Annotated in this window: 19 protein-coding genes and 3 riboswitches; of the genes, 1 reads left to right on the top strand and 18 read right to left on the bottom strand. The window is 47.7% G+C overall.

The window, feature by feature from the left end:
- Positions 1-127 precede the first annotated feature (127 nt).
- On the top strand, positions 128-1,342 hold the full coding sequence (fdhA, locus tag FTX54_RS04990; RefSeq protein ID WP_147803163.1) for a formaldehyde dehydrogenase, glutathione-independent: 1,215 nt from the start codon (positions 128-130) through the stop codon (positions 1,340-1,342).
- Positions 1,343-1,496: 154 nt separating this feature from the next.
- Here the strand turns inward: fdhA and purD are convergent, their stop codons facing one another.
- The 18 genes from purD to FTX54_RS04900 form a co-directional block, all read right to left on the bottom strand.
- Positions 1,497-2,771, bottom strand: a complete 1,275-nt coding sequence (purD, locus tag FTX54_RS04985; protein ID WP_147803164.1) for a phosphoribosylamine--glycine ligase — start codon at positions 2,769-2,771, stop codon at positions 1,497-1,499.
- 306 nt (positions 2,772-3,077) lie between these two features.
- Positions 3,078-4,613 (bottom strand): bifunctional phosphoribosylaminoimidazolecarboxamide formyltransferase/IMP cyclohydrolase, encoded by a 1,536-nt coding sequence (gene purH / locus FTX54_RS04980; protein WP_147803165.1) that lies wholly within the window; start codon positions 4,611-4,613, stop codon positions 3,078-3,080.
- Positions 4,610-5,197 (bottom strand): phosphoribosylglycinamide formyltransferase, encoded by a 588-nt coding sequence (purN, locus tag FTX54_RS04975; RefSeq protein WP_147803166.1) that lies wholly within the window; start codon positions 5,195-5,197, stop codon positions 4,610-4,612. Before purN ends, purH begins: the two co-directional genes overlap by 4 nt.
- Positions 5,194-6,228: a phosphoribosylformylglycinamidine cyclo-ligase gene (purM, locus tag FTX54_RS04970; protein WP_147803167.1), complete on the bottom strand. Its 1,035-nt coding sequence runs from the start codon at positions 6,226-6,228 to the stop codon at positions 5,194-5,196. Before purM ends, purN begins: the two co-directional genes overlap by 4 nt.
- 1 nt (position 6,229) lies before the next feature.
- Positions 6,230-7,654 carry an amidophosphoribosyltransferase gene (gene purF, locus FTX54_RS04965; RefSeq protein ID WP_147803168.1) on the bottom strand — a complete coding sequence of 475 codons (1,425 nt, stop codon included), beginning with the start codon at positions 7,652-7,654 and terminating at the stop codon, positions 6,230-6,232.
- The gene (gene purL / locus FTX54_RS04960) at positions 7,630-9,861 is read right to left on the bottom strand and encodes a phosphoribosylformylglycinamidine synthase subunit PurL (protein ID WP_147803169.1); all 2,232 of its coding nucleotides are present in this window, start codon (positions 9,859-9,861) and stop codon (positions 7,630-7,632) included. Before purL ends, purF begins: the two co-directional genes overlap by 25 nt.
- A complete protein-coding gene (gene purQ, locus FTX54_RS04955; protein ID WP_147803170.1) occupies positions 9,845-10,528 on the bottom strand; it encodes a phosphoribosylformylglycinamidine synthase subunit PurQ in 684 nt (227 codons plus the stop codon). Before purQ ends, purL begins: the two co-directional genes overlap by 17 nt.
- A complete protein-coding gene (gene purS / locus FTX54_RS04950; protein ID WP_147803171.1) occupies positions 10,525-10,782 on the bottom strand; it encodes a phosphoribosylformylglycinamidine synthase subunit PurS in 258 nt (85 codons plus the stop codon). Before purS ends, purQ begins: the two co-directional genes overlap by 4 nt.
- On the bottom strand, positions 10,779-11,489 hold the full coding sequence (gene purC, locus FTX54_RS04945) for a phosphoribosylaminoimidazolesuccinocarboxamide synthase (RefSeq protein ID WP_147803172.1): 711 nt from the start codon (positions 11,487-11,489) through the stop codon (positions 10,779-10,781). The genes purS and purC overlap by 4 nt, the downstream gene beginning before the upstream one ends.
- A gap of 24 nt (positions 11,490-11,513) precedes the next feature.
- Positions 11,514-12,812, bottom strand: coding sequence for an adenylosuccinate lyase (purB, locus tag FTX54_RS04940; RefSeq protein ID WP_147803173.1), 1,299 nt, complete (start codon positions 12,810-12,812; stop codon positions 11,514-11,516).
- Entirely contained in the window at positions 12,809-13,960 is a 1,152-nt protein-coding gene (gene purK / locus FTX54_RS04935; protein WP_147803174.1) for a 5-(carboxyamino)imidazole ribonucleotide synthase, read from the bottom strand. The genes purB and purK overlap by 4 nt, the downstream gene beginning before the upstream one ends.
- On the bottom strand, positions 13,960-14,445 hold the full coding sequence (gene purE, locus FTX54_RS04930) for a 5-(carboxyamino)imidazole ribonucleotide mutase (RefSeq protein ID WP_147803175.1): 486 nt from the start codon (positions 14,443-14,445) through the stop codon (positions 13,960-13,962). The genes purK and purE overlap by 1 nt, the downstream gene beginning before the upstream one ends.
- Before the next feature lie 185 nt (positions 14,446-14,630).
- Positions 14,631-14,731, bottom strand: a riboswitch (purine riboswitch).
- Between the two features lie 395 nt (positions 14,732-15,126).
- Positions 15,127-15,312, bottom strand: a complete 186-nt coding sequence (locus FTX54_RS04925) for an NETI motif-containing protein (RefSeq protein WP_147803176.1) — start codon at positions 15,310-15,312, stop codon at positions 15,127-15,129.
- Positions 15,313-15,938: 626 nt separating this feature from the next.
- On the bottom strand, positions 15,939-17,252 hold the full coding sequence (locus FTX54_RS04920) for an NCS2 family permease (RefSeq protein ID WP_147803177.1): 1,314 nt from the start codon (positions 17,250-17,252) through the stop codon (positions 15,939-15,941).
- A 240-nt stretch (positions 17,253-17,492) separates the two neighbouring features.
- Positions 17,493-17,594, bottom strand: a riboswitch (purine riboswitch).
- A gap of 91 nt (positions 17,595-17,685) precedes the next feature.
- Entirely contained in the window at positions 17,686-19,224 is a 1,539-nt protein-coding gene (gene guaA / locus FTX54_RS04915; protein ID WP_147803178.1) for a glutamine-hydrolyzing GMP synthase, read from the bottom strand.
- Between the two features lie 96 nt (positions 19,225-19,320).
- Positions 19,321-19,422, bottom strand: a riboswitch (purine riboswitch).
- A 34-nt stretch (positions 19,423-19,456) separates the two neighbouring features.
- Positions 19,457-21,715 (bottom strand): transglutaminase domain-containing protein, encoded by a 2,259-nt coding sequence (locus tag FTX54_RS04910; protein WP_147803179.1) that lies wholly within the window; start codon positions 21,713-21,715, stop codon positions 19,457-19,459.
- Positions 21,716-22,951: a DUF58 domain-containing protein gene (locus tag FTX54_RS04905; RefSeq protein WP_147803180.1), complete on the bottom strand. Its 1,236-nt coding sequence runs from the start codon at positions 22,949-22,951 to the stop codon at positions 21,716-21,718.
- On the bottom strand, positions 22,948-23,922 hold the full coding sequence (locus FTX54_RS04900) for an AAA family ATPase (protein ID WP_147803362.1): 975 nt from the start codon (positions 23,920-23,922) through the stop codon (positions 22,948-22,950). The genes FTX54_RS04905 and FTX54_RS04900 overlap by 4 nt, the downstream gene beginning before the upstream one ends.
- Positions 23,923-23,934 lie beyond the last annotated feature (12 nt).

Raw genomic sequence — 23,934 nt, 5'->3', positions numbered from 1 at the left:
TTGAACAAAAAGTGGATTTCACTAATATGAAAACGCTTTCTTATAAGGCTTTTTTCGCTTTGGCACGATTATTGCATATTTAATAGCTGTATGACGTTTTACCATATATTAAAAAGGAGGAGTTAGAATGGGTGGAAACAGAGGCGTAGCTTACATTGGAAAAGGTAAGGTAGAGATACAGGAAATTGACTATCCGGATCTCGTGCTCCGGGACGGACCGGGCGTAAATCCTCTGAACGTAGGCAGAAAATGTGAACATGGTGTCATTCTGAAAGTAGTTACTACTAATATCTGTGGAAGCGACCAGCATATGGTCCGCGGTCGGACGACAGCTCCGGAAGGCTTAATTCTGGGCCATGAAATAACCGGTGAAATTATCGAATGCGGCCGGGATGTGGAATTCATGCAAAAAGGGGACCTCGTATCCGTACCGTTTAATATCGCCTGCGGACGCTGCCGGGCCTGTAAAGAACAGGATACACACATCTGTCTGAATGTAAATCCGGACCGCCCTGGTTCAGCTTATGGATACGTGGATATGGGCGGATGGGTTGGCGGACAGTCAGAGTACGTTATGGTTCCTTACGCAGACTTCCAGCTTCTCCGCTTTCCGGATAAGGATCAGGCGATGTCAAAGATACGTGATTTAACGATGTTATCTGACATCTTCCCTACCGGATTTCACGGAGCTTACAGCGCAGGAGTCAGCCCTGGTAAATCCGTCTACATCGCCGGAGCGGGGCCAGTCGGTCTGGCAGCTGCCCATTCGGCTCAGCTTCTCGGAGCATCTGTCGTTATCGTCGGTGATTTGATTCAGGAGAGACTGGATCAGGCAAAGAGCTTCGGCTGTGAAACCATCAACCTGCGGGAACATGATGATATAGGAGAGCAGATTGAACAAATTCTGGGCACTCCGGAAGTGGACTGTGCCGTTGATGCCGTTGGTTTTGAAGCATCCGCCCACGGAGCCGGCGGCGGGGAAGCTCCTGCAACCGTGCTCAACTCCATCATGCAGCTAACGAGAGCCGGAGGTAAGCTTGGTATTCCGGGGCTTTACGTCACTGGAGATCCGGGTGGTGTCGATGAGGACGCCCGGGAAGGAACGCTGAAAATCCGCCTCGGTCTTGGATGGGCAAAGGCTCATACGTTTGTTACAGGACAAACGCCGGTTATGAAATACCATCGTGAGCTGATGAACTCTATTTTAAGCGGCCGGGCCGAGATTGCAAAAGCCGTTAATGCGACGATCATTTCTCTTGATCAGGCTCCGGAAGGTTATCAGCAGTTTGACGGCGGTGCTTCCAAAAAATTCGTTATCGACCCGCATGGCATGCTGAAATAAAAAACGTAACATTTTGTTTGTAATGGAAACGAAAGCACACGTTTATCGATTATACACTTTATTTTCAGGGTAACTTTTTGTTAATAAAAAAGCTGCAAAAAAGCAGGACGGCCAATACGGCTGTCCTGCTTTTTGAGTGGACACTTCCATTTTTTCAGGCTTTCAGCGTGCGATAGCCGATGTCTTTCCTGTAAAACAATCCGTCCCACTCTTTCTGGTCAAGCACCTGGTAAGTCATGTTAAGTGCTTCTTCCAGCGTCGGCGCCTGGGAAGCGAGCAGAAGGACGCGTCCCCCGTTCGTCTTCCACCCGACGCTTTCACTGTTTACTTTCGTGCCGGCATGAAAAAACTGCTGCTTTTCATCCGAACGGGTCATCGGCATCGTAAACGCCTTCCCTTTTTCATAGCTTTCCGGATATCCTTCGGAAGCAAGAACCACGCCTGCACAGGCTTCCGCGCTCCAGGAAAGTTCGACTTCCTGATCGTTTAAGACTTGAAGCATAACATCTACAAGATCGCTTTCAAGCCTCGGCAGAATTACCTGCGCTTCAGGATCCCCGAAACGGACATTGAATTCAATCACTTTCGGTCCTTCGTCGGTGATCATTAATCCAGCATACAATATTCCCGTAAAAGGAGTATTTTCTTCGACCATCGCTTCTGCCATAGGCCGCAGGATCTCTGTCTCTGCCTGCTTCAAAAACAAGTCATTAATATGCGGAACCGGGGAATAAGCGCCCATTCCTCCAGTATTCGGGCCCGTATCGCCTTCAAATGCACGCTTATGATCCTGTGCAGTCACCATCGGCACGACTGTCTTTCCATGTACAAATGCCATGTAGGAAAGCTCTTCCCCCTGCAGACATTCCTCTATCACGACCGAGTCGCCTGCATCTCCGAACACCTTCTCTTCCATCATCCGCTCAAGTGCTGCAAAGGCTTCCTCTTTTGTCTCCGCAACTGTCACGCCTTTACCTGCAGCAAGACCGTCTGCTTTAATCACAATCGGAATTCTGGAGGCTTCTACATGTTTTTTTGCCTCTGATAAATCTGTGAAGCTTTTAAAGGAGGCCGTTGGAATATTGTACTTTTTCATTATATCTTTCGCGAACTGTTTACTGCCCTCGAGCTGAGCCGCAGCTTTAGAAGGCCCGAATACCGGTACGCCTGCTGCCTGAAGTTTGTCGGTCAATCCTTCCACAAGAGGAGCTTCCGGACCGATCACAGCGAGTTCTATATCTTCTCTCAGAGCAAGTTCAACGAGTTTTTCATGCTCATCTTCCTTAATGTCTTCTACGCGGCAGTCCATCATCTGGGCAATCGCGTCACTGCCTGGTGCAGCAATCACTTCATCTATACGATCAGATTGAGCCAGTTTCCAGGCAATTACATGCTCCCGGCCGCTTCCACCTATGACTAATACGTTCATTGTATGAACCTCCTTTCTCTATTTCTTCATTATAAATTATATCTTTTGACGGTTTGAAATGCGAATACTCGCAGTCGACGTGGAACTGAAGCGCATCCGGAGGGAATGAGCGCTGTCTGAAGATCCTTTTCCCGGGTGGTTTTCCCACAAAAACAGCTGAAGTCGAGCCCCTTGGAAAGCGTCCTCACAGAAACAAATACGGCCGACAGTAGAGAAACTTATGAATAATAAATTCAACACATATAGCAGTCTTGTAAATGACCTTTCCATTTCTTGAGCTGCCCTGTTATCAAGAATTTCACCATATTAATGTTTGAAGTGTCTGACCCCGGTAAATACCATGGCGATGCCGTGTTCATTGGCTTTATCGATAGATTCCTGATCTCTTTTGGATCCTCCCGGCTGAATAATACAGCGGACACCGGCTTCTGCCGCAGCTTCTACTGTGTCGGCCATTGGGAAAAAGGCGTCAGAAGCCATGACGGAGCCTTCCGCTTTCGCTCCGGCCTGTTCTATAGCAATTTTCGCTGCCCCGATCCGGTTCATCTGTCCAGCGCCAATGCCGATGGTACGGTCTTCTTTCGCGAGGACGATCGCATTAGATTTCACGTGTTTCACGACTTTCCAGGCCATTTCCATTTGTTCGAGTTCACGGTCGGACGGCTTTCGGTCAGTCGGTATGGTTACTTCAATATCTTCATAGCTGAGCGTATCTGTTTCCTGTATCAATGCTCCTCCGGACACGGTAGTTACCCTGTCTTCTCCTGCATAATACTCTTTCATATTAATAGTCAGAAGACGCAGATTTTTCTTTTGTGTAAGTATTTTTACAGCCTCTTCGCTGAAAGAGGGAGCGATAATGATTTCCAAAAAGATTTCTTTCATCATAGTCGCAGCTTCCGCATCAATTTCCCTGTTGCTCGCTACAATTCCGCCGAATATTGACATCGGATCCGCTTCGTATGCTTTTTCATACGCCTGCGCTACATCAGATCCGACTCCGACTCCACAAGGATTCATATGTTTAATAGCAGCTACAACCGGCACATTGAAGTCGCGTATAACCGCGAGCGCCGCATCAGCATCATTTATATTATTATAGGAAAGCTCTTTCCCGTGCAGCTGCTCTGCCTTGGAAATTGTCGCCCTGCTTCCCAGCGGCTTTTCATAAAAAGAAGCCATCTGGTGAGGATTTTCTCCGTAGCGGAGGGTCTGTTTTAAATTGTACGTTTTGGTGAGCTTTTCCGGGGCTCCTTCGCCGACGTGCTCTGTCATGTATTCTGCAATCAGCGCATCGTAAGCTGCTGTGTGCCGGAACGCTTTTGCGGCTAATTTTTGTTTCCTGTTATCCGTAACTTCCCCGTGCATACGAAGGTCTTCAATAACGGTTTGGTAATCTTCGGAATCGACGATAATCGTCACGTCTTTATGATTTTTTGCAGCCGAACGGATCATAGAAGGTCCGCCTATATCTATATTTTCCACCGCGTCCTGAAACGTGGAAGCCGGATCTTCAATTGTCTGCTGAAATGGATATAAATTCACGATGACAAAATCGATCAGTCCAATTTCTTCTGATCGTACAGCACTCATATGCTCTTTATTATCGCGCACAGCAAGAAGTCCGCCGTGAATCGCCGGATGCAGTGTTTTTACGCGTCCATCCATCATTTCCGGAAACCCGGTCACTTCTTCAATACCAATCACAGGTACGCCTGCCTCTTCCAACTGCCTCTTCGTGCCGCCCGTGGAGATAATTTCCACTCCCTGTTCGGCCAGCTGCTCTGTAAAAGGTACGATGCCGGCTTTATCTGATACGCTGATTAACGCTCGTTTAGTCAATGTTTCTCCACTCCTTTATAAGCTTCTATCCAATACTGCACAGTCTGCGGATAAAGTGTATGTTCTATCTGTCTGATTTTCGCTTCCACATCTGTGCGCTTATCTTCCGTATCTATTGTAACAGGTTTTTGAGCTAAAATTGGACCAGTATCCATTCCTTCGTCCACGAGATGTACCGTGACTCCTGTTACTTTCACCTCTGCCTCCAGCGCCTGACCAATAGCGTCCAGCCCCGGGAAAGCCGGAAGGAGCGAAGGGTGAATGTTAAGAATTCTTCCTTCGTAAGCCTTTAGCAGATTTTCCCCGATCAGACGCATATACCCGGCCAAAATGATCAGGTCTGCCTGTTGTTCGTGCAGCTTTTTCACTAATTCCATTTCAAATGCTGCTTTGGAGGAATAGCTTTTCGGAGAAAAAGAAAAGAGCGGGACACCTGCCTGTTCCGCTCTTTTTTCTACAAAGGCCCCTGGTTTATCACAGACCACAAGTACGACGTCCCCGGCTATAGTTCCATTTTTACAGGCATCAGCCACTGCCTGAAAGTTACTTCCATTTCCAGAAGCAAATACTGCTATATTCGTCATCGGGAAAGCTCTCCTTTAAATTGAAGTCCTTCTCGTCCGGTTACTTTTCCTAATACGAAAGGCTTTTCTCCATTTTTTCGAAGTATTTCGGACACAGCTTCTGCTTTTTCCTCTTCAACAGCCAAAACGAACCCAACTCCGAGATTAAATGTTTCCAGCATATCTGCTTCGGTTAACCGGCCTTCTTCCTGGAGCCATGGAAACACAGGCTGTTTAGGAAGCGCTTCAAGATCGATGTCTGCTCCGGCACCCTTTTCAAGCATGCGCGGAATATTTTCTACGAGGCCGCCGCCGGTAATATGAGCAGCTGCACGTATATAATCAGTACCCGTCAGCCCTTCGAGAGCTTTCGCGTAAATTCTCGTCGGAGTAAGAAGCGATTCTCCTGTCGTTTTCCCAGGTTCAAAGGGGGCTTCATCTTCCCAGGAAAGTCCTGCCGAGGCGACAATTTTTCTGACGAGGGAGAAGCCATTGCTGTGGATGCCGCTTGAAGCAAGACCGAGGAGGACATCTCCTTCTCCGGCCTGCTGCCATACGGCCGTTTTCTCTGCAGCACCGACGACAAATCCGGCTACATCATATTCATCTTCCTTATATAAATCCGGCATTTCAGCTGTTTCTCCGCCGATTAAAGCACAACCGGCCTCCCGGCAGCCTTCTGCAACACCGGAGACAATCTGTTCGACAAGAGCCGGCTCATTTTTCCCGAGAGCGAGGTAATCGAGAAAAAAGAGCGGAGAAGCTCCCTGGGCTGAGATGTCGTTTACGCACATGGCAACAGCATCGATGCCGATCGTGTCATGCCGGCCGGCCTGCTGGGCGATAAGCAGCTTCGTCCCGACTCCGTCCGTACCGGAAACGAGCACCGGTTCTTTCAAATTCAGCTGACTCATATCAAATAGACCGCCGAAGCCTCCAAGGCCCCCGATCACTTCCGGGCGCATCGTGGACTGCACATGTTTTTTCATGCGTTTAACGCCTTCGTAGCCTGCTTCTATATTAACTCCAGCTGCTTCATAAGCTTTTGACACGTTATTTTCCTCCCATTACTTTATCGTAAGGATGATCTGCTTCCGGAAAGATTTCTGTCGGGTAATTACCTGTAAAGCAGGCCAGACACTGCCCGCAGTTCGGCTGTTTATCGGAACGGCCGATACCTTCCATCAGCCCGTTGACACTAAGGTAGGAAAGTGAATCGGCACCCATTTCCTCCCGAATTTCTTCCGTGGATTTCTTGGAAGCAATCAGTTCGCCTTTTGTCGACGTATCAATTCCGTAGTAGCAAGGATTGATAATCGGCGGGGAGCTGATGCGGACGTGAACTTCTTTCGCTCCGGCTTCTTTTAACAGCTTGACGATACGCCTCGCAGTCGTGCCGCGGACGATGGAGTCGTCCACCATAACCACCCGTTTCCCTTCGACGACTCCCCGCACAGCAGACAGCTTCATTTTTACACCCTGCTCCCGCAGCGCCTGGGAAGGCTGAATGAATGTTCTGCCTACGTAGCGGTTTTTAATTAAACCGAGTTCGTAGGGAATGCCGGACTTCTCTGCATAACCAATAGCAGCAGATATACTGGAATCCGGTACTCCTGTTACAACATCTGCTTCGATCGGAGATTCTTCTGCAAGTTTGCGTCCGAGATTTTTACGGGCCATATGAATATTCACTTCGTCAACATTGCTGTCAGGCCGGGCAAAATAAACATATTCCATCGAGCAGAGTGTGCGCTCGGTCGAATAGGAAAAGCGGTCGATATGCATGCCGTCGTTATTGATTGTAATAAGTTCTCCAGGCTGCACCTCCCGGACAAATTCCGCTCCGATAATATCAAACGCACACGTTTCCGAAGAAACAACGTAAGCATCTCCGAGTTTCCCTATAGAAAGAGGCCTCAGGCCGTTCGGATCCAGAGCGACAATCATCGCATCCTCAACGAGCATAGCAAGAGCATACGCCCCTTTGACCATAGTTAACGCGTTCTTGACGGAATCTTGAAGGTTAGGATAGCCGCTTCTTTTAATTAAATGAGCGATTACTTCTGTGTCGGAAGTCGTCTGGAAAATACTTCCCTGATGTTCCAGCTGATGCTTCAGAGCAGTAGCGTTCACAATATTTCCATTATGGGCAAGAGCAAGACTGCTCGTCTGGGAGTTGAACAAAAGAGGCTGGCAGTTAATAAAGTCACTGTCTCCGGCAGTTGTATAGCGAACGTGGCCAATGGCTCCTGTACCGGTTAGGCGGTCGAGACCTGCTTCTGTAAACACGTCATTGACGAGTCCCATCCCTTTGTGAATTTTCAGCTTTTCCTCATCTGAGACGACAATTCCTGCCCCCTCCTGCCCCCTGTGCTGCAGGCTGTGGAGACCATAATACGTAATTCTTGCCGCGTCCACGTGACCCCATATTCCAAATACTCCGCATTCTTCATTTAATCCTTTGATTTCAGTGCGCATGAGATTGCTCCTCTCCAAAGCTCTTCGAGTGATGATACAGATTCGTTGATGGCAATCGCGTCTGATTTTTCCTTAATAAGCAGCGTAGGCTGCTCTGTTACATAACCAATTTGTACAGCCCCGGGTACAGCTTCTTCGAACGCCTTCTGTTTTTCCGGAGAAACGGTTAAAATATAGTTCGGTGCCCCTTCACTGAAAAATGCTGCAAGCGTATCTTCATGAGTCAGCGTCACATCCGCGCCCAGCCCGGTTCCAAACAGTTTTTCAGCGAGAGCTGCGGCAAACCCGCCTTCACTTACATCGTGTGCCGAATTGACCGTTCCTCCGTGAATGCCGGCAAGCACCTGCTTTTGATGTCTTTTTTCCAGTTCCAGATCCACGGAAGGCATTTTTCCGAATATCTTTCCTTCTGTCATTTTCTGAAGTTCACTTCCGGCAAAGGAAGGTTTCACTTCTCCTAAAAAGTACACGAGGTCACCGCTCTTTTTCACCGCCTGGGTTGTAATATGACGAAGGTGAGGAATCAGACCGACCATCCCGATAACCGGAGTCGGATAAATAGCTCCTTTAGACGTTTCGTTATACAATGAGACGTTTCCGCCGACAACCGGTGTCTGCAGCTCGCGGCATGCTTCACTCAGCCCATCGGTGGAACGCTCCAGCTGCCAGAAAATCTCCGGATTGTCCGGGCTGCCGTAATTCAGGCAGTCGGTGACACCGAGCGGTTCTGCTCCTGATGCCGTCAAATTGCGGACCGCCTCCGCTACAGCAAGCTTACCGCCCTCATACGGATCGAGGTATAAAAAACGGGAGTTGCAATCTGTCGTCATAGCGAGTGCTTTTTCCGTACCGCGGATGCGAATAACTGCCGAATCGGATCCTGGGGCCGTAACCGTACTTGTCCTGACCATATGATCGTACTGTTCATAAACCCATTCTTTACTGGCTATAGTCGGCTGCTGCAGCAGCGATTTTAACGTTTCACCGTAGTTATCTGCTGTCGGGCGGTAATCCGCTTCTTGTTGAAACTCGCGGTAATAAGCAGGTTCTGTGGACGGTTTATGGTATACAGGCGCTTCTTCAGCAAGAGCATCCACAGGTACGTCCGCCGCTGTTTTCCCTTCGTGGATCAGTGTCAGGCGCTTATCATCCGTCACTTCTCCGACGTTTACCGCATTTAATCCCCAGTGTTCAAAAATATCGATAAATTCCTGTTCGCTGCCTTTTTCCACGACGAGAAGCATCCGCTCCTGGGACTCAGACAGCATCATTTCATACGGGGTCATGTTTTTTTCTCTCTGCGGGACGGCATCGAGGTTCATTCGGATACCGGATCCGGCTTTGCTCGCCATTTCCGCCGAAGAAGATGTCAGCCCCGCGGCTCCCATGTCCTGTATTCCGACAAGCTTTGGATGTTTAGTTGCTTCCAGGCAGGCTTCAACCAGAAGCTTTTCCATAAACGGATCGCCTACCTGTACGGCCGGACGTTTTGCCTCGGAATCCTCGCTCAATTCTTCCGACGCAAACGTCGCTCCATGAATCCCATCGCGGCCGGTACTTGCTCCAACATAAAGGACCGGGTTGCCGACACCTTTTGCCTGCCCTTTTTGAATATCTTTATGATCAATCAGGCCGACACACATCGCGTTAACGAGCGGATTGCCTTCGTAGCAGGGATCAAACTGAATTTCCCCGCCGATTGTCGGAATGCCGATACAATTTCCGTACCCTGCAATACCGGAGACGACTCCTTCAAAAATGTACTTCACGCGCGGAGTCTTCAGCTCGCCAAAGCGGAGGGAATTCATCAGTGCGACCGGACGCGCCCCCATCGAAAACACATCACGGATAATTCCGCCTACTCCGGTTGCTGCTCCTTCGTATGGTTCCACCGCGGACGGATGGTTATGGCTTTCAATTTTAAAGACAACTGCCTGATCATCATCAATGTCTATAATACCGGCGCCTTCTCCCGGACCCTGAAGAACACGCTCCCCGTCCACCGGAAATTTGCTGAGCAGCACTTTGGAATTTTTATAGCTGCAGTGTTCCGACCACATTACCGAAAATAAACCGAGTTCCGTGTAGTTTGGAAGGTGCCCGAGCTCTTTTTCGATCAACAAAAACTCTTCATCGGTTACGCCCATTTCTGCGTACAATTTATTGTCCCGGATCATTTCAGCTGATGGTTCACGTAGTAATTGCATGCTTTTCCCTCCATTGCTTGACGATCGATGCGAATAATTTTTTCCCGTCGGCAGAGCCGAGCAGATCTTCCACAGCCCGTTCCGGATGCGGCATCATGCCTAGAACATTTCCTGCTTTATTCGTAATTCCTGCAATATTCTCTCTCGAACCATTTGTATTATTGACGTAGGTGAAGACAATCTGGTTGTTGTCTTTCAGCGCCGTCATAGTTTCTTCGTCACAGTAATAGTTCCCGTCTCCATGAGCAACAGGAATGTAAATTTCGTCGCTTTTCTGATACTGGTTCGTAAACATTGTGTCCGGATTTTCCACCCGGAGCGGCACAGTTTTACAAATGAAATGAAGGTTTTCATTACGCCGCATAGCCCCTGGAAGCAGCCTGCTTTCAAGGAGAATTTGAAAACCGTTGCAGACGCCGAGAACCGGCTTTCCTTCTTCCGCAGCTTTTTTAACGGCACTCATAATCGGGGAAAAGTGCGCGATGGAACCGGGACGGAGATAATCCCCGTAGGAAAACCCTCCCGGAAGCAGCACAGCATCAAAACGATCCAGGTTCGTATCGTTATGCCAGACATACTCCACTTCTTCGCCGACCGCTTCTTCAACAGCATGGAACATATCGATATCACAATTAGAGCCGGGGAACATGATTACTGCGAATTTCATGAAGGAATAACCTCCTCAATTTCATACGTATAATCTTCAATCACTGGATTGGCGAGGAGTTTTTCGCACATTTCTACAACCTGCTGTTCAACATTATCTTTTTCAGCCTGCAGGCGGACTTTCATCATTTTACTGATTGAGACTCCTTCCACCCCATCGTAGCCGAGTTTATGAAGCGATTCGGTGACAGCTGCCCCCTGAGGATCGAGAACGCCTTCCTTCCATGTTATATATACCGTTACATCAAATGTCATGATTTTCTGCCTCCCAGTCGTTGTAGAATCATTTTGTATCCATCCTGAAGATTTCCTTGTGAAAAACGAAATAAGTCTTTGTCAAACGAATCTCCGGTCTTCTGGTCCCAGAGCCGGCACGTGTCGGGAGAAATTTCATCGGCAAGCAGAATTTTCCCTTCCCTTCTGCCAAACTCGATCTTAAAGTCCACGAGATCAACGCCGGATTCAGAAAACAAGTGAAGAAGTTTTTCATTTACCCGCAGCGCCATTTCCTGCATCTGCTTCAGTTCTTCTGGTTCTGCAAGCTTTAAAGCTGCAATGTGCGCTTCATTTAACAGCGGATCTCCAAGCTCATCATCCTTATAATAAAATTCTACTATCGGCGTTTCAAATGCGTATCCCCGCTTTACGCCAAGGCGCTTTACGAGGCTTCCCGCAGCAATATTACGGACGACTACTTCTAAAGGAACAATTTCCACCGGGCGGACAAGCTGTTCTGTTTCCGAGATCCGCTCAATAAAGTGGCTGTCCAGTCCGGCTTCCTGAAGACGTTCGAAAATAAGAGAGCTGATTTCATTATTAAGCCGGCCTTTGCCTTCAAGCACTTCCATCTTTTCGCCGTTAAAGGCTGTTGCATCATCTTTGTAGGCGATTCTTAGAACGTCCGGATCCCCGGTTTTGAATATTCGTTTCGCTTTTCCTTCGTACAGGCAGACAGATTCCATAACGGTCGCACTCCTTTTTTGCTGTTAGTCGTTCAATCCAAGACGATCGAAAATCATATCCACCTGCTTTAAGTGATGCCGGTAGTCAAAGCAGGCATCCAGTTCTTCTGCGGAAAGTCTGGTCGTAATGTTTACATCTGCTTCTACAAGCGTACGGAACTGGACTGCTTCCTCCCATGCCTGCATCGCTTTCGGCTGCACAAGGTCGTACGCCTCTTCTCTCGCCATTCCCTTATCAATTAAAGAAAGAAGCACTCGCTGAGAAAAGATCAGGCCGTATGTGCTCGACATATTCCGTTTCATATTCTCAGGAAAAACAGTTAAATTTTTGACTATATTGCCAAATCGGTTCAGCATATAGTTGATTGCAATCGTCGCATCCGGCAGCATAATCCGCTCTGCAGAAGAATGGGAAATATCCCGCTCGTGCCAGAGAGCGACATTTTCATAAGCTGTGACAACATGGCCGCGCAGGATACGCGCGAGTCCCGTCATGTTTTCCGAGCCGATCGGGTTACGTTTATGAGGCATGGCCGAAGAACCTTTCTGACCTTTCGCAAAAAATTCTTCCACTTCCCGCGTTTCACTTTTTTGCAGTCCGCGGATTTCCACCGCCATTTTTTCAATGGAAGCACCGATTAGAGAAATAGTGGCAATATAGTGGGCATGGCGGTCCCGCTGCAGTGTCTGTGTTGAAATCGGCGAAGCTTCCAGGCCGAGTCCGTGGCAGACATATTTTTCAACAGCAGGATCGATGTTGGCGTACGTGCCGACAGCACCGGAAAGTTTACCGACGCGGACAGATTCTTTTGCCTGAATAAAACGCTCGAGATTTCTATTCATTTCTTCGTACCAGAGGGCTAGCTTCAATCCGAAAGTCGTCGGCTCTGCATGCACTCCGTGGGTGCGTCCCATCATAACTGTATCTTTATGTTCCTTCGCTTTTTCTTTTAGAATATCTATAAAACGCCGGATATCTTTTTCAATAATATCGTTCGCCTGAAGAAGCAGATAGGAAAGAGCGGTATCCACGACGTCTGTGGAGGTAAGTCCGTAATGCACCCACTTCCGCTCCGGTCCAAGTGTTTCCGACACTGCTCTCGTGAAGGCCACCACATCATGGCGCGTCTCTTCTTCAATTTCCAAAATACGGTCGACGTTAAAAGAAGCATCCGCTCTTATTTTCTTCACGTCTTCTTTTGGAATTTCACCTAAATCCGCCCATGCCTCACAGGCGAGAATTTCTACTTCCAGCCAAGCCTGGTAGCGGTTGTCTTCTTCCCATATTTTTCCCATTTCCGGTCTCGTATAGCGTTCGATCATGATTGGCCTCCTGTAAGCTGTGTTTGTTTCCATATTGATGATGCATTGATTTCTGCTAAAAGGGATTCTACATTTTCTGTTAAATAAGTAACATGCCCCATTTTTCTACCGGACTTCGCCTCGTCCTTGCCGTAAAGATGAACGTGCGCAGGAGGCAGGGAAGTATGATTCTGTAAATACGGTTCGACATGCTGACCGAGGAGATTGACCATAACCGCCGGCTTTAAAAGCGCAGTGGACCCGAGCGGCCACCCGCAGAGAGCACGAATGTGCTGCTCAAACTGTGACGTTTCACAGGCATTAATCGTAAAATGTCCGGAATTATGCGGCCTTGGAGCAATTTCATTAACGGAAATCGTATCTCCAGTCACGAACATTTCCACAGCAAGCGTGCCGATGAGCTCGATGGATTCAGCAAACTGTCTGGCAAGCATTTCTGCACGTTCTGCAGCTTTCGCGGAAATTCTCGCCGGCACAATCGTCTGATGAAGCACCCCGTCGCGGTGAATGTTTTCCGCAGCCGGAAACACGCTCATTTCCCCCAGCACACTGCGCGTTAAAACGATGGAAACCTCTGTATCAAACGGAATTTTTTCTTCCAGTACAAACGGTCCGCCGCCTTTGAGGGCCTCCCAGCCTTTGTCGATGTCTGCCTTCTCCTCAAGAATAAACTGTCCTTTTCCATCGTACCCGCCGCGGGTTGTTTTCAACACAGCCGGAAGACCGATGGCTTCTGCTGCTTCCTTCAATTCTGTATACGTATAGACGGCACGGTAAGGAGCCACCGGAATGTCGAATGATTGAATCGTTTCTTTTTCTTTCAAACGGTCCTGGCTGATCTGGAGAAGTCTGCTCCCCTGAGGGAAATATATTTTTTCTTCCAGAAAAACAGCTGTTTCCGCTGTAATATTTTCGAATTCATATGTGAGTACGTCGCACATAGAAGCCAGTTCTTCTGCTCCATCCTGGTCTTCGTATCCTGCCACTACTTCATGATCAGCTGTCATCCCGCACGGAGAATCTTTTTTAGGTTCCATTACTGCAATGCGGTAGCCCATTTCCCTCGCTGAAAGAGCCATCATTCGGCCAAGCTGTCCTCCTCCGAGAATTCCGATCGTACTGCCTGGAGCTATCCATGTTTGTTCCATTAAAGCAGCTCCCCCTGTTCCATAACTTCTTTTTGTTTGTTTTCCCGCCGGGCAAGCAGGCGTCCGCGGACTGCTTTATCGTGCACCGCAAGCTGCTGGGCTGCGAGAAGTGCTGCGTTGGCAGCTCCAGCCCTCCCTATGGCAACTGTCGCGACCGGAACACCGGCAGGCATCTGTACTATTGAAAGCAAGGAGTCCAGCCCGTTTAATGCTTTTGACTGTACAGGCACTCCAATAACCGGAAGCAGAGTCTTCGCCGCTACCATGCCTGGGAGATGGGCAGCTCCTCCCGCTCCGGCTATAATAACTTCAATGCCCCGCTCCTGTGCTTTTTCTGCGTAAGCGAACATTAAATCGGGCGTACGATGTGCAGAAACTACTTTTGCCTCAAACGGCACCTCCAGTTCGTTAAGAGTATCAGCCGTATGCTTCATCGTTTCCCAATCCGATGTCGAACCCATTATTACGCCTACTTTCGCTCTCATATGCTGCCTCCTCTGTAAACTGCGGAATAGTATTGTTTGTTCCCCTTTTTTCCACAAAAAAAGTCTTATCGCCCGCCTGCTAACGTCTGAGGGAACGATAAGACACACGACTTTGTCAGAATATCGCACATAGATTTCTATGCACAGCAAGATTCAGGTGCAATTGCTGCACCTCTATTATTCCAAAAATGTATCTCGTCCCTCATAGTCCGCTGATTTGTGGTCGCAGGTAGAAACTCTCAGGCCGTATTCCTGATATTATATGAGGTTTCGTATTAATCTACCGTAATCATATCAATTCTCGATAGGGAAGGTCAACTATTTTCGAACATTTGATGATTTAATACTATTTATCGTTCGTCTTTTGTACGTACATCAAATTTTATCCATTCTGGTGGGAAAATTCGCCAAGCTGGTGCAAAGTTTCCTCCTAATAACGATAATGAACGTTAAATGAATCAATTTCATAAGCCGCTGTAAGAAAAGGATTTCGAACATAGTGAATGATTTCCACTTCAGACGTTGCTTTCCGCGGGGCTCGTCTTCATCCCTCCGGAGCCGCCGTCTGCCGTTTCAATCATTGGATTTTATATACGAATATTCAACCTATAAATTGCTAAAACGTTCGTTAAGATAACTTGGAAAGTATATGATGAAATTAATTCAAATATAAAAACTAAGCTATTCATTCAGCTTTTCCGCTTCAAATATGATCCGCTGATAGGCTGTTTCCACTCCTTTTTTTGTTTCTTTCAGGACGGGTTCTTCCATCCGGCGCACCGGCGTGTATCCTTCGAGTTTCATCCGGTCGAGACATTCACCGATCGTTTCTTTTTCCCCAACGTAAAACTTTTTCTTTCTGCTCATTCATCTCTTCCTTTCTATAACATTTCCGTTTTATTTTATCATACGCTTCAATGAAGACTGTTTAAGTATTTGGCTACCTTGAAAATAAAGCATTTAAGCGATGAGCCTCCGCCTTCGCTGCCATGGGGAAGCTTTCCGGGCGGGCCGGCTTCAGCTAATTTCTTCCGCCCTTCGGTTTGGAAGAAATGGATCTTCAGCCCGGCCTTGACCGCCCCGGAGTCGCCCCATGCCCACTCCGGCTTATGGTAAAAAGACCGGGCAGCATCTGTCTTCTCCTAAAAACCCCTTCTTGAACATCATTGATTCTAACTGTATAGAGGGAAAGGCCATTTTCATGCCTCATAGTGCAAAGTTTTTGAATGAATGGCTCTGTTAAAGCTTTAACACAGCTAAGTATTTTAAAATTTTTGCCCCTGTAACTATGAAAAAAGGGAACTATAAAGTACTTAATCCGCCGTTTTTCAAAGCTCATTCAGCGGTCAGGAAAAGGAACCGCAGATTCGCGGCAAACAGCCAAATCTGTTCGACTCTCGGGATTTCCTTGCTTAAGAGGCTCCCTTTTCCAAACACCTCATTTCATACAAAAAAACAGCCCTGCCATCTTCTCCCGGCAGAGCTGCTTCTTATTATTCTCCCAGATAAACAAAGTACAAAATAAATACGACGAACAAAACATACATAATCGGATGCACTTCTTTATATCTGCCTTTACATACCATCGTGATCGGGTACATGATAAAGCCCAGCGCAATACCGGTTGCAATACTGTAGGTAAGCGGCATAGCAATCATCGTGAAGAAAGCCGGCACCGCAATTTCGAATCGTTTCCAGTCGATGTTGGCGATAGCACTAGCCATAAGCACACCGACAATGATCAGCGCCGGTGCTGTTACCGACTCTGTAACGACTGCCAGCAGCGGTGAGAACAATAGAGCTATGAGGAAGAGAATACCTGTGACAACCGAAGCAAATCCGGATCTTGCTCCCGCAGCTATACCAGCTGAAGATTCAATATAAGCCGTCGTCGTCGAAGTACCAAGCACAGCCCCGATCGATGTAGCCGAGGAATCTGCAAGCAGGGCACGCTGGGCACGCGGCAGCTTGTTATCCTTTGTGAAGCCCGCCTGATGAGCTACGGCATAAAGCGTTCCTGCCGTATCGAAAAAGTCTACAAATAGAAATGTAAGAATGACAATCATCAATTCAATTGTAAAAATCTCCCCGAGCCCCATTTCAGCAAACGGGGTAAAAGCAGCTCCGAATGTAGGAGCAAGACTCGGGACAGAGCCTACAATCGCGTTCGGTGTTGCAATAACCCCTGCAGCCACACCAATCAGTGCCGTCAGAACCATTCCGTAAAAAATACCGCCTTTGAATCCGAGGCTCATGAAAATGACAGTGATAAAAATACCGGCAACAGCAAGCAGCGTATTCGGCGCTCCCAGATTTCCGATGTCGACGAGCGTAGCCTCCGACATAACAACAATTTCTGCATTCTGCAGACCGATAAAAGCAATAAACAGTCCAATACCGGCGCCGGCTGCATATTTCAGTTCAGCTGGTATCGCATTAATGATAAATTCACGTATGCCTACTAAAGTAATAATAATAAATATAATACCAGAAACAAATACTCCAAGCAGGGCTGTTTCCCAGGGAATCCCCATACCAATAACGACGGAATATGTAAAAAATGCGTTCAGTCCCATACCCGGTGCGAGTGCAATCGGATAACGGGCCACAACACCCATCATGATCGTCCCGATAGCTGCGGCAAGAGCTGTGGCTACGTAAACGGCCCCTTCGTCCATTCCCGTCGGTGCGAGAACCGATGGATTGACGAATAAAATGTAGGCCATGGCGAGGAAAGTTGTCAGCCCGCCCAGTATTTCTCTGTTGTAATTCGTTCCTAATTCATCAAAGCGAAAATAGCGGTTCATGCAGGTCACTCCTCCATCTAATAAGTAATCGTAACGTTCGTATCGTTCTTCCGGCGGAAAGGTCTCTAAAAGATCTTAAGGTACGCAGATCATCCCGGAAGCCAGGAAAGCCGCAGACTTTCCAAAAACGACACGGAGCTTTAACAGAGCCAATAAAAAAGAAACTGCCCCGTATGGAAATACGGGACAGCTTCTTAACGCCGTCTGATGGAACAATGAAATAGGTGGAATAGACTTCTCTCCCAATAATTCACTGTTCGTAGTCAGACCTTTTAAGGCGGTCCGGTAGAGACTGTCGGGCCATATTCCCAACTTTATACGAACATTCGATTTTTTTCATAACGAAATCAAGTTTATCAGGATGATTTTCAGCTGTCAATGCAAATTCCGAATGATTGTTGTAAAAAAACTTCACACATTCGTTATTAGCTTTTTATTCCCACTCAATTGTGGAAGGCGGCTTCGACGTAATATCATACACGACGCGGTTGACGTGCTTAACTTCATTTACAATACGCGTGGAGATTTTTTCGAGTACGTCGTAAGGTATACGGGCCCAATCGGACGTCATTCCATCAATAGAAGTAACGGCCCGTACGCCGACTGTATAGTCGTACGTCCGTTCATCCCCCATCACACCTACGCTCCGCATGTCCGGCAGCGCCGTGAAGTACTGCCAGATCTCGCGGTCTAGTCCCGCTTTTTTGATTTCGTCGCGGAGAATATGATCGGATTCCCGGACAATCTCCAGCTTTTCGTCTGTAATCTCGCCAAGGACGCGGATACCAAGTCCCGGACCCGGGAAAGGCTGACGCCAGACGATTTCATCCGGCATCCCTAGTTCCTCACCGACTTTTCGAACTTCGTCTTTAAAGAGCGTGTTCAACGGTTCGATTAAATCAAACTTCATGTCTTCCGGAAGGCCGCCGACGTTATGATGCGATTTAATTGTCTGAGCAGTGTCGGTTCCACTTTCGATAATATCGGTGTAAAGTGTCCCCTGCGCAAGGAAATCGACATCTTTGAGGCCGCTTGCTTCTTCTTCAAATACGTAAATAAATTCATTGCCGATAATTTTCCGCTTCTGCTCCGGGTCACTCACACCTGAAAGTTTGGATAAAAATCGGTCCTGGGCGTCAATTTTCACGAGATTCATATCGAACTCGTCCCCAAACGTTTTCATTACACTTTCTGCTTCTCCTTTGCGAAGCAGGCCGTGATCAATAAACATGCAGATCAGCTGGTCTCCGATTGCCTTGTGTACCAGCGCTGCCACTACCGAAGAATCCACTCCGCCGCTGAGGGCGCAGAGCACTTTGCGATCACCGACATTTTCACGTATTTTCTCTACTTCCATATCGATATAGTTTTCCATCGACCATTCCCCGGCGCACTTACACACTTCATAAATGAAGTTATGCAGAATTTCACTGCCGAATTCCGTGTTTCTTACTTCCGGATGAAACTGCACTCCGTAAAGCCCTCTGTTTTCATCGCTCATAGCAGCGACAGGACAGGACACGTTTGTAGCATCCATCGCAAATCCTTCCGGAGGAGCCATGACGAGATCGCCGTGGCTCATCCAGACAGACTGCTGGACCGGCAGTCCTTTGAACAGCGCAGATTCACGCTGAACATCGATAGTAGCTTTTCCGTATTCGCGGTGGTTGGCCGCTTCCACATTCCCCTTAAAATAATGGGTCATGAGCTGCATGCCGTAGCAGATACCGAGTATCGGAATACCAAGCTCAAAAATTTCCGGGTCAAACTTTGGAGCTCCTTCTGCATACACACTCCCTGGGCCCCCTGATAAAATAATGCCTTTCGGCTGCATTTCTTTAATTTCCTGTGCGGTAATCTTATTTGTCACCAGTTCGCTGAAGACACCGTGATCACGTATCCTCCGTGCGATGAGCTGGTTATACTGCCCGCCGAAATCGAGTACAATTACTTTTTCATTAATCTCCATCATTCTTCCCCTCTCTTTCCTCCTTGAAGGACATAAAAAAAGCTGGAAAACTCTTTCTTCGCATAAAAAAATACGAAGACAGAATTTCCAGCCGGTAAGCCCTTGAAAAACTGCCTTCATAGTCAGACCATTTAAGGTGGTCCGGTAGAGACTCTTGAGCCATATTCTCAAGGATATATGAGGCACCGATCTTGAATTAAATACTGTATGATTGTATCAGCCGCTTTTGAAGAGGTCAAGCGTTCAATGACTTAACAATTTCTTCCCAGTCTTTACGCCGGGCTTCCCATTCTCCGTCCGGCTCTTTACCGCCGTAATGAATCTTCTCATAGGTATTCGTGAGCTTTGTCATTGCCCGGGAGCTAAGAGCAAGATCCACCCGTTTTGCATACTCCCTGAGCGTTTCTCCACTCGCCCTCGGCAGTCCTTCATTTGCGAGAATCCAGAGCAGCCGTTTATACGCCGTTGTAAAGCTGGCATCACTGCCAAGCATCCGGTAACGGTACAAAAAGAATTTATTCTGGAATACATTCTGTTTTTGATATGCGAGCATTATGAAGATGAGCAGAGGCAGGGAAATTAATACATTTTTCATCGTGAACAGGGTGAAATCTTCTCCTGAAGCCCCGCCTGCTCCTTCTTCCGTATCTGTTCCCTCTTCAAGCATGTTGTCTGTTGATCCGTCAGGTTCCGGTATGTTTGGATCTTCAGCTTCATTCGTTGACTCATTTTGATCTGTATCCACGTCCGGGGTTTCTTCTTCAAACTCTGCATAGTTCGTAAATCCCTGAGTCGGTTCAAAAGGAACCCATCCGGTTTCCGGGAAGTAAACCTCCACCCAGGAATGGGCATTTCCATTCGTCACTTCATATACAGTATTGCCGTTTTCCAGCTCTTCGATTTCCTCCCCGGAAGTAAAGCCTTTTACCCAGCGCGTGGGGATATCAAGTGTCCGCAGCATGACGGCCATCGAGGTGGAATAATTGTCGCAGTATCCAGCCTGCGTCTCAAAAAGAAACTGGTCAACGTAATCTTCTCCCTCATCCGGTACTGGAACGTTATCTGTCCTGTATTCAAAATCGTTATCCGAAAAATAAGCTTCGACCGCTTCTGCTTTTTCGTAGCGGTTGTCATACTCCTCTGTAATGTCCGCTGCCAGCTCCCCGACTCTCTCAGGAAGATCATCCGGAAGCTGCGTATACCGTTCAGCAATTTCTTCAGGATCTTCTTCCGATGAACTTCTCAGGCTTTCCAGATTAAAGGAGGCATCATCGTACTCAATATCATAACTGCTGAAACGGACATCTCCCCCGTTACGGGCCTCCCCCTGAACTCTTCCTGCTTCGACGTCTGTATAAAACTGGAGGTCGTTTTCTTCAAGAGAATTCCCGCCGGCTTCTGCCTCTACATCGGAGACATCCCGGAGCTGACCAGGATAAAACAGAAGGCCGAAATCAGCTTCTTCCGCCATTTCTATGGAAACTTCTGATTGTTCCAGGTCCGCTTCATCTCTATACAATGGAAAATCAACAGCATCTTCATAAATCAGTTCGGATTCCACATAGACCGGCTCCGAAACCCATCCCTGACCCGTGTATTCTTCTTTGGATTCCCCGCGCCAGTATGAATCGCGGTCTGCCTCAGCCCGAAAAGCAGTTCCTTCATCCTGAACAAAACCGCCTCCGAGCCGCTCGTCATTTTCCCCGTAGCCGACACGGCTCACACCGCTTCCGCCGCCGGATCCTTCTGCTCCGACAAGTACCCGCATAGCCGGTACCGGATCCGCCCACTGAGGTTCCGGTTTCGGTGCGAGCAGTCCTGCCGCTACAGAAATGCCGATGATAACGATCAGCGTATACATCCATGCAGGGGAGAAAAAGGCTTTTTTCCTCCTGCCTATTGCACGTTCCTCATCCTGCACCTTCAGCATCTGGAGCAGGGTAAGCATAAAGAAACCAATTATAATAATGCGGATAATCGCCTGGGAAGCATCTACAGGAGTAAAAGTATCCAGGATAGTAATATAAACAACTGTACTAAGTAAAAACAGGAAAACTTTCCCTTTATACAGCACCCAGTAGTAGAGAAGATAGCAGATAAGAGCGAGCAGCATAAATAATAGGAAAGAGCGGAACAGGTCGGTAAGTTCAGCAAAATTCCCGTTGATAATGAGACTCACGTTAGCTCCAATTTCCGCTGATAAGGCACGGACTGTTTCCATGCCCCCCTCTCTCGACAAAAAGCTTCCTTCGAAAAAAATAAGATGCAGCCCGTAAATACTTCCTGCAAGTAAAACAGGCGCTGTCACATAGACAGGCAGACGCAGATAAATAAGCAGGGCACTTGCGAATGTAAACCATACGAATAGTTCAATTTCACCCGTGTTTGTTATAACCGGAATCGGACGCAGCCATTCCCATACGAGAAGAAGCGTCAGCGCGTAAATAAAAAAGTGTGTAATGGAGGACATCGACTTCGAATTCAACCGCTTCACTTAATCACCCTCAACCTTCGACGTGCTTTCCGCCCAAAAACCATTCGCCAGCAGGTAAGCGTCCGCCCCATTTTCGCGGAGCTTCTTCAACCGCTTATATTCCCAGGCATCCACCTCTTTGCCTTTGTCCATCAGCGCAAAAAGGATGTTCACCCGCCGGGCCAGCAGAGTTCTCATCAGATCAAGCATATCATCTGTCAGTTCCACGGAAACAATAATCAGCGTTACGCCTCCCGGAATTTCATCTTCATGCTTTTTCAAATTTTTTGTGAAAAGATTTGCTTCATCCGGACTGGTTTGTGCCAGGTAGGAAACCATGTTTTTCTGCTGTTCCGAGGCTGCCCCGAAAGGGAATCTTTTTCCTTCTTTTCCAAAAGACCAGAAGCCGAGCTGCAGCTGTTCTCTCTGGGCATACATAATGATGGAAGTCACGAGTTCGATCCCTTTTTCATAAGCATCCGACACCGCAAAAGAAGTGTCCGGCACGCTGTTATTAAAGACAACCAGAAAATTCTGGCCGACGTAATCTTCAAATTCTTTCGTCATCAGTTTATTCGCTCTTGCCGTTGCTTTCCAGTCCAGACTCGTCAGCTTATCCCCCGGGACATATTCTCTCGCCCCGGCAATGGAAGTACGGTCTTCTATAAAATCCTGCAGTGCTATGGAGGTTTCCGAGTCATGCTTCTCATAGGCTTCCCATTGTTCAATATTATAATATTTCGGATAAACAAGCAGCTCGGAAGGCATCGAAACAAACTTTTCTTTTTTGATAAAACCAAAGATGTCACTCGTGGAAAGCTTCACTCCGTAGGAATGGTACTTCCCCCTTTTTAAATTTGGAATAGTGTAACTATAAGTAAGCACCCTTTTCATCGTAGGGTAAAAAATAATTTTAGAAGCCTGGTAGGGGAGCTGTTTTGTCAGTGATTCTTCGGTAACATCTTCAACGGCTAAATATAAAAAAGGAAAAAGCCAGGAACGCTCAATCTGGATCTCAACCGTAAGCCCATTCCCTGCCTGCATGGCTCCCTGGCCACTTTTCCGCTCCACATGAAAATTACCGAGAGGAATCATTGCATAGGCAGTTATAAGCACGATCAACGTAACAACCGTGTAAAATAAAAACCAGCTCACAAAATTCCCCTGAAACATAGCATAGCTGAACAGGGAAATAAGCAGAAGGACAGCGGTCAGCAGCTGAAGGACCGGTTTAACTGTTCCCCATATTTTTCTCATTGAGCCTGCTCACTGCCGGCAGGGATCCGCACCTGATCGATAACGTCCTTTACAATGCGTTCCGTTGTCGTATCGGAAAGCTTGGCATCGGAGCTTAGCATGATGCGGTGCCGCAGGGTGAATGGAGCTAAATATTTAATATCATCAGGTATGACGTAATCTCTGTTTTGAATATAAGCGAACGCCTGCCCTGCCTTCATCAAAGCAATTGACGCCCGCGGGCTTGCTCCAAGGTAGACAGAGTGGTGATGACGGGTCGCATTCACGATAGAGATAATGTATTCTTTTACATTTTTCTGCACATAAACTTTTTTCACTTCCTCCTGCATGGAAAGAAGGGTTTCCAGTTCCATTACCGACTGCAGCGTTTCAATTGGATGCTGTTTTTCCACCCGGTTCAACACTTCCAGCTCTTCGGATTTCGTAGGATACCCAATCTGGAATTTAAACAGGAAACGATCCAGCTGCGCTTCCGGAAGCGGATAGGTTCCACCGTATTCGATTGGATTTTGAGTGGCCATCACGAAAAAGGGCTGCTGAAGCTCCCGCGTTTCTCCATCCGTTGTTACACTTCCTTCTTCCAGCGCCTCCAGCAGGGCCGCCTGCGTTTTTGGCGAGGTCCGGTTGATCTCGTCAGCCAGAACTATGTTCGTCATTACCGGACCGGGACGGAATTGAAATTCCATCGTTTTTTGATTAAATACAGACACGCCGGTCACATCTGACGGGAGCAGATCCGGAGTGAACTGGATCCGCTTGAAGTCAGCTCCAAGCGAACGGGCAATGGCACGAACCATCATCGTTTTACCGACTCCAGGTACGTCTTCGAGCAGCACGTGCCCTCCACTTAAAATAGCAATTAAACTAAGCTCTATTTCCCGGCGCTTACCGACGACAACTTTTTCTACATTTTCGACCAGTTTCAATATTTGCGGCTGCTCTATTGTAGAGCGCTCTTGTTTACCTTTCATCATAAAGGCAGA

The organism is Alkalicoccus halolimnae (assembly GCF_008014775.2).
GTDB lineage: Bacteria > Bacillota > Bacilli > Bacillales > Salisediminibacteriaceae > Alkalicoccus > Alkalicoccus halolimnae.
The sequence above is the reverse complement of the archived record's forward strand: the minus strand, read 5'-3'. Positions and strand labels throughout refer to the sequence as shown.

Coding starts and splice junctions, on each gene's coding strand:
- purE (WP_147803175.1), bottom strand. CDS start 14,445: ATGAGAGCGAAAGTAGGCGTAATAATGGGTTCGACATCGGATTGGGAA.
- purC (WP_147803172.1), bottom strand. CDS start 11,489: ATGGAATCTGTCTGCCTGTACGAAGGAAAAGCGAAACGAATATTCAAA.
- purK (WP_147803174.1), bottom strand. CDS start 13,960: ATGGAACAAACATGGATAGCTCCAGGCAGTACGATCGGAATTCTCGGA.
- purF (WP_147803168.1), bottom strand. CDS start 7,654: ATGCGCACTGAAATCAAAGGATTAAATGAAGAATGCGGAGTATTTGGA.
- purN (WP_147803166.1), bottom strand. CDS start 5,197: ATGACGAATATAGCAGTATTTGCTTCTGGAAATGGAAGTAACTTTCAG.
- purL (WP_147803169.1), bottom strand. CDS start 9,861: ATGCAATTACTACGTGAACCATCAGCTGAAATGATCCGGGACAATAAA.
- FTX54_RS04900 (WP_147803362.1), bottom strand. CDS start 23,922: ATGAAAGGTAAACAAGAGCGCTCTACAATAGAGCAGCCGCAAATATTG.
- purD (WP_147803164.1), bottom strand. CDS start 2,771: ATGAACGTATTAGTCATAGGTGGAAGCGGCCGGGAGCATGTAATTGCC.
- purS (WP_147803171.1), bottom strand. CDS start 10,782: ATGACATTTGATGTAACGGTATATATAACATGGAAGGAAGGCGTTCTC.
- purB (WP_147803173.1), bottom strand. CDS start 12,812: ATGATCGAACGCTATACGAGACCGGAAATGGGAAAAATATGGGAAGAA.
- FTX54_RS04920 (WP_147803177.1), bottom strand. CDS start 17,252: ATGAACCGCTATTTTCGCTTTGATGAATTAGGAACGAATTACAACAGA.
- purQ (WP_147803170.1), bottom strand. CDS start 10,528: ATGAAATTCGCAGTAATCATGTTCCCCGGCTCTAATTGTGATATCGAT.
- guaA (WP_147803178.1), bottom strand. CDS start 19,224: ATGATGGAGATTAATGAAAAAGTAATTGTACTCGATTTCGGCGGGCAG.
- fdhA (WP_147803163.1), top strand. CDS start 128: ATGGGTGGAAACAGAGGCGTAGCTTACATTGGAAAAGGTAAGGTAGAG.
- FTX54_RS04925 (WP_147803176.1), bottom strand. CDS start 15,312: ATGAGCAGAAAGAAAAAGTTTTACGTTGGGGAAAAAGAAACGATCGGT.
- FTX54_RS04905 (WP_147803180.1), bottom strand. CDS start 22,951: ATGAGAAAAATATGGGGAACAGTTAAACCGGTCCTTCAGCTGCTGACC.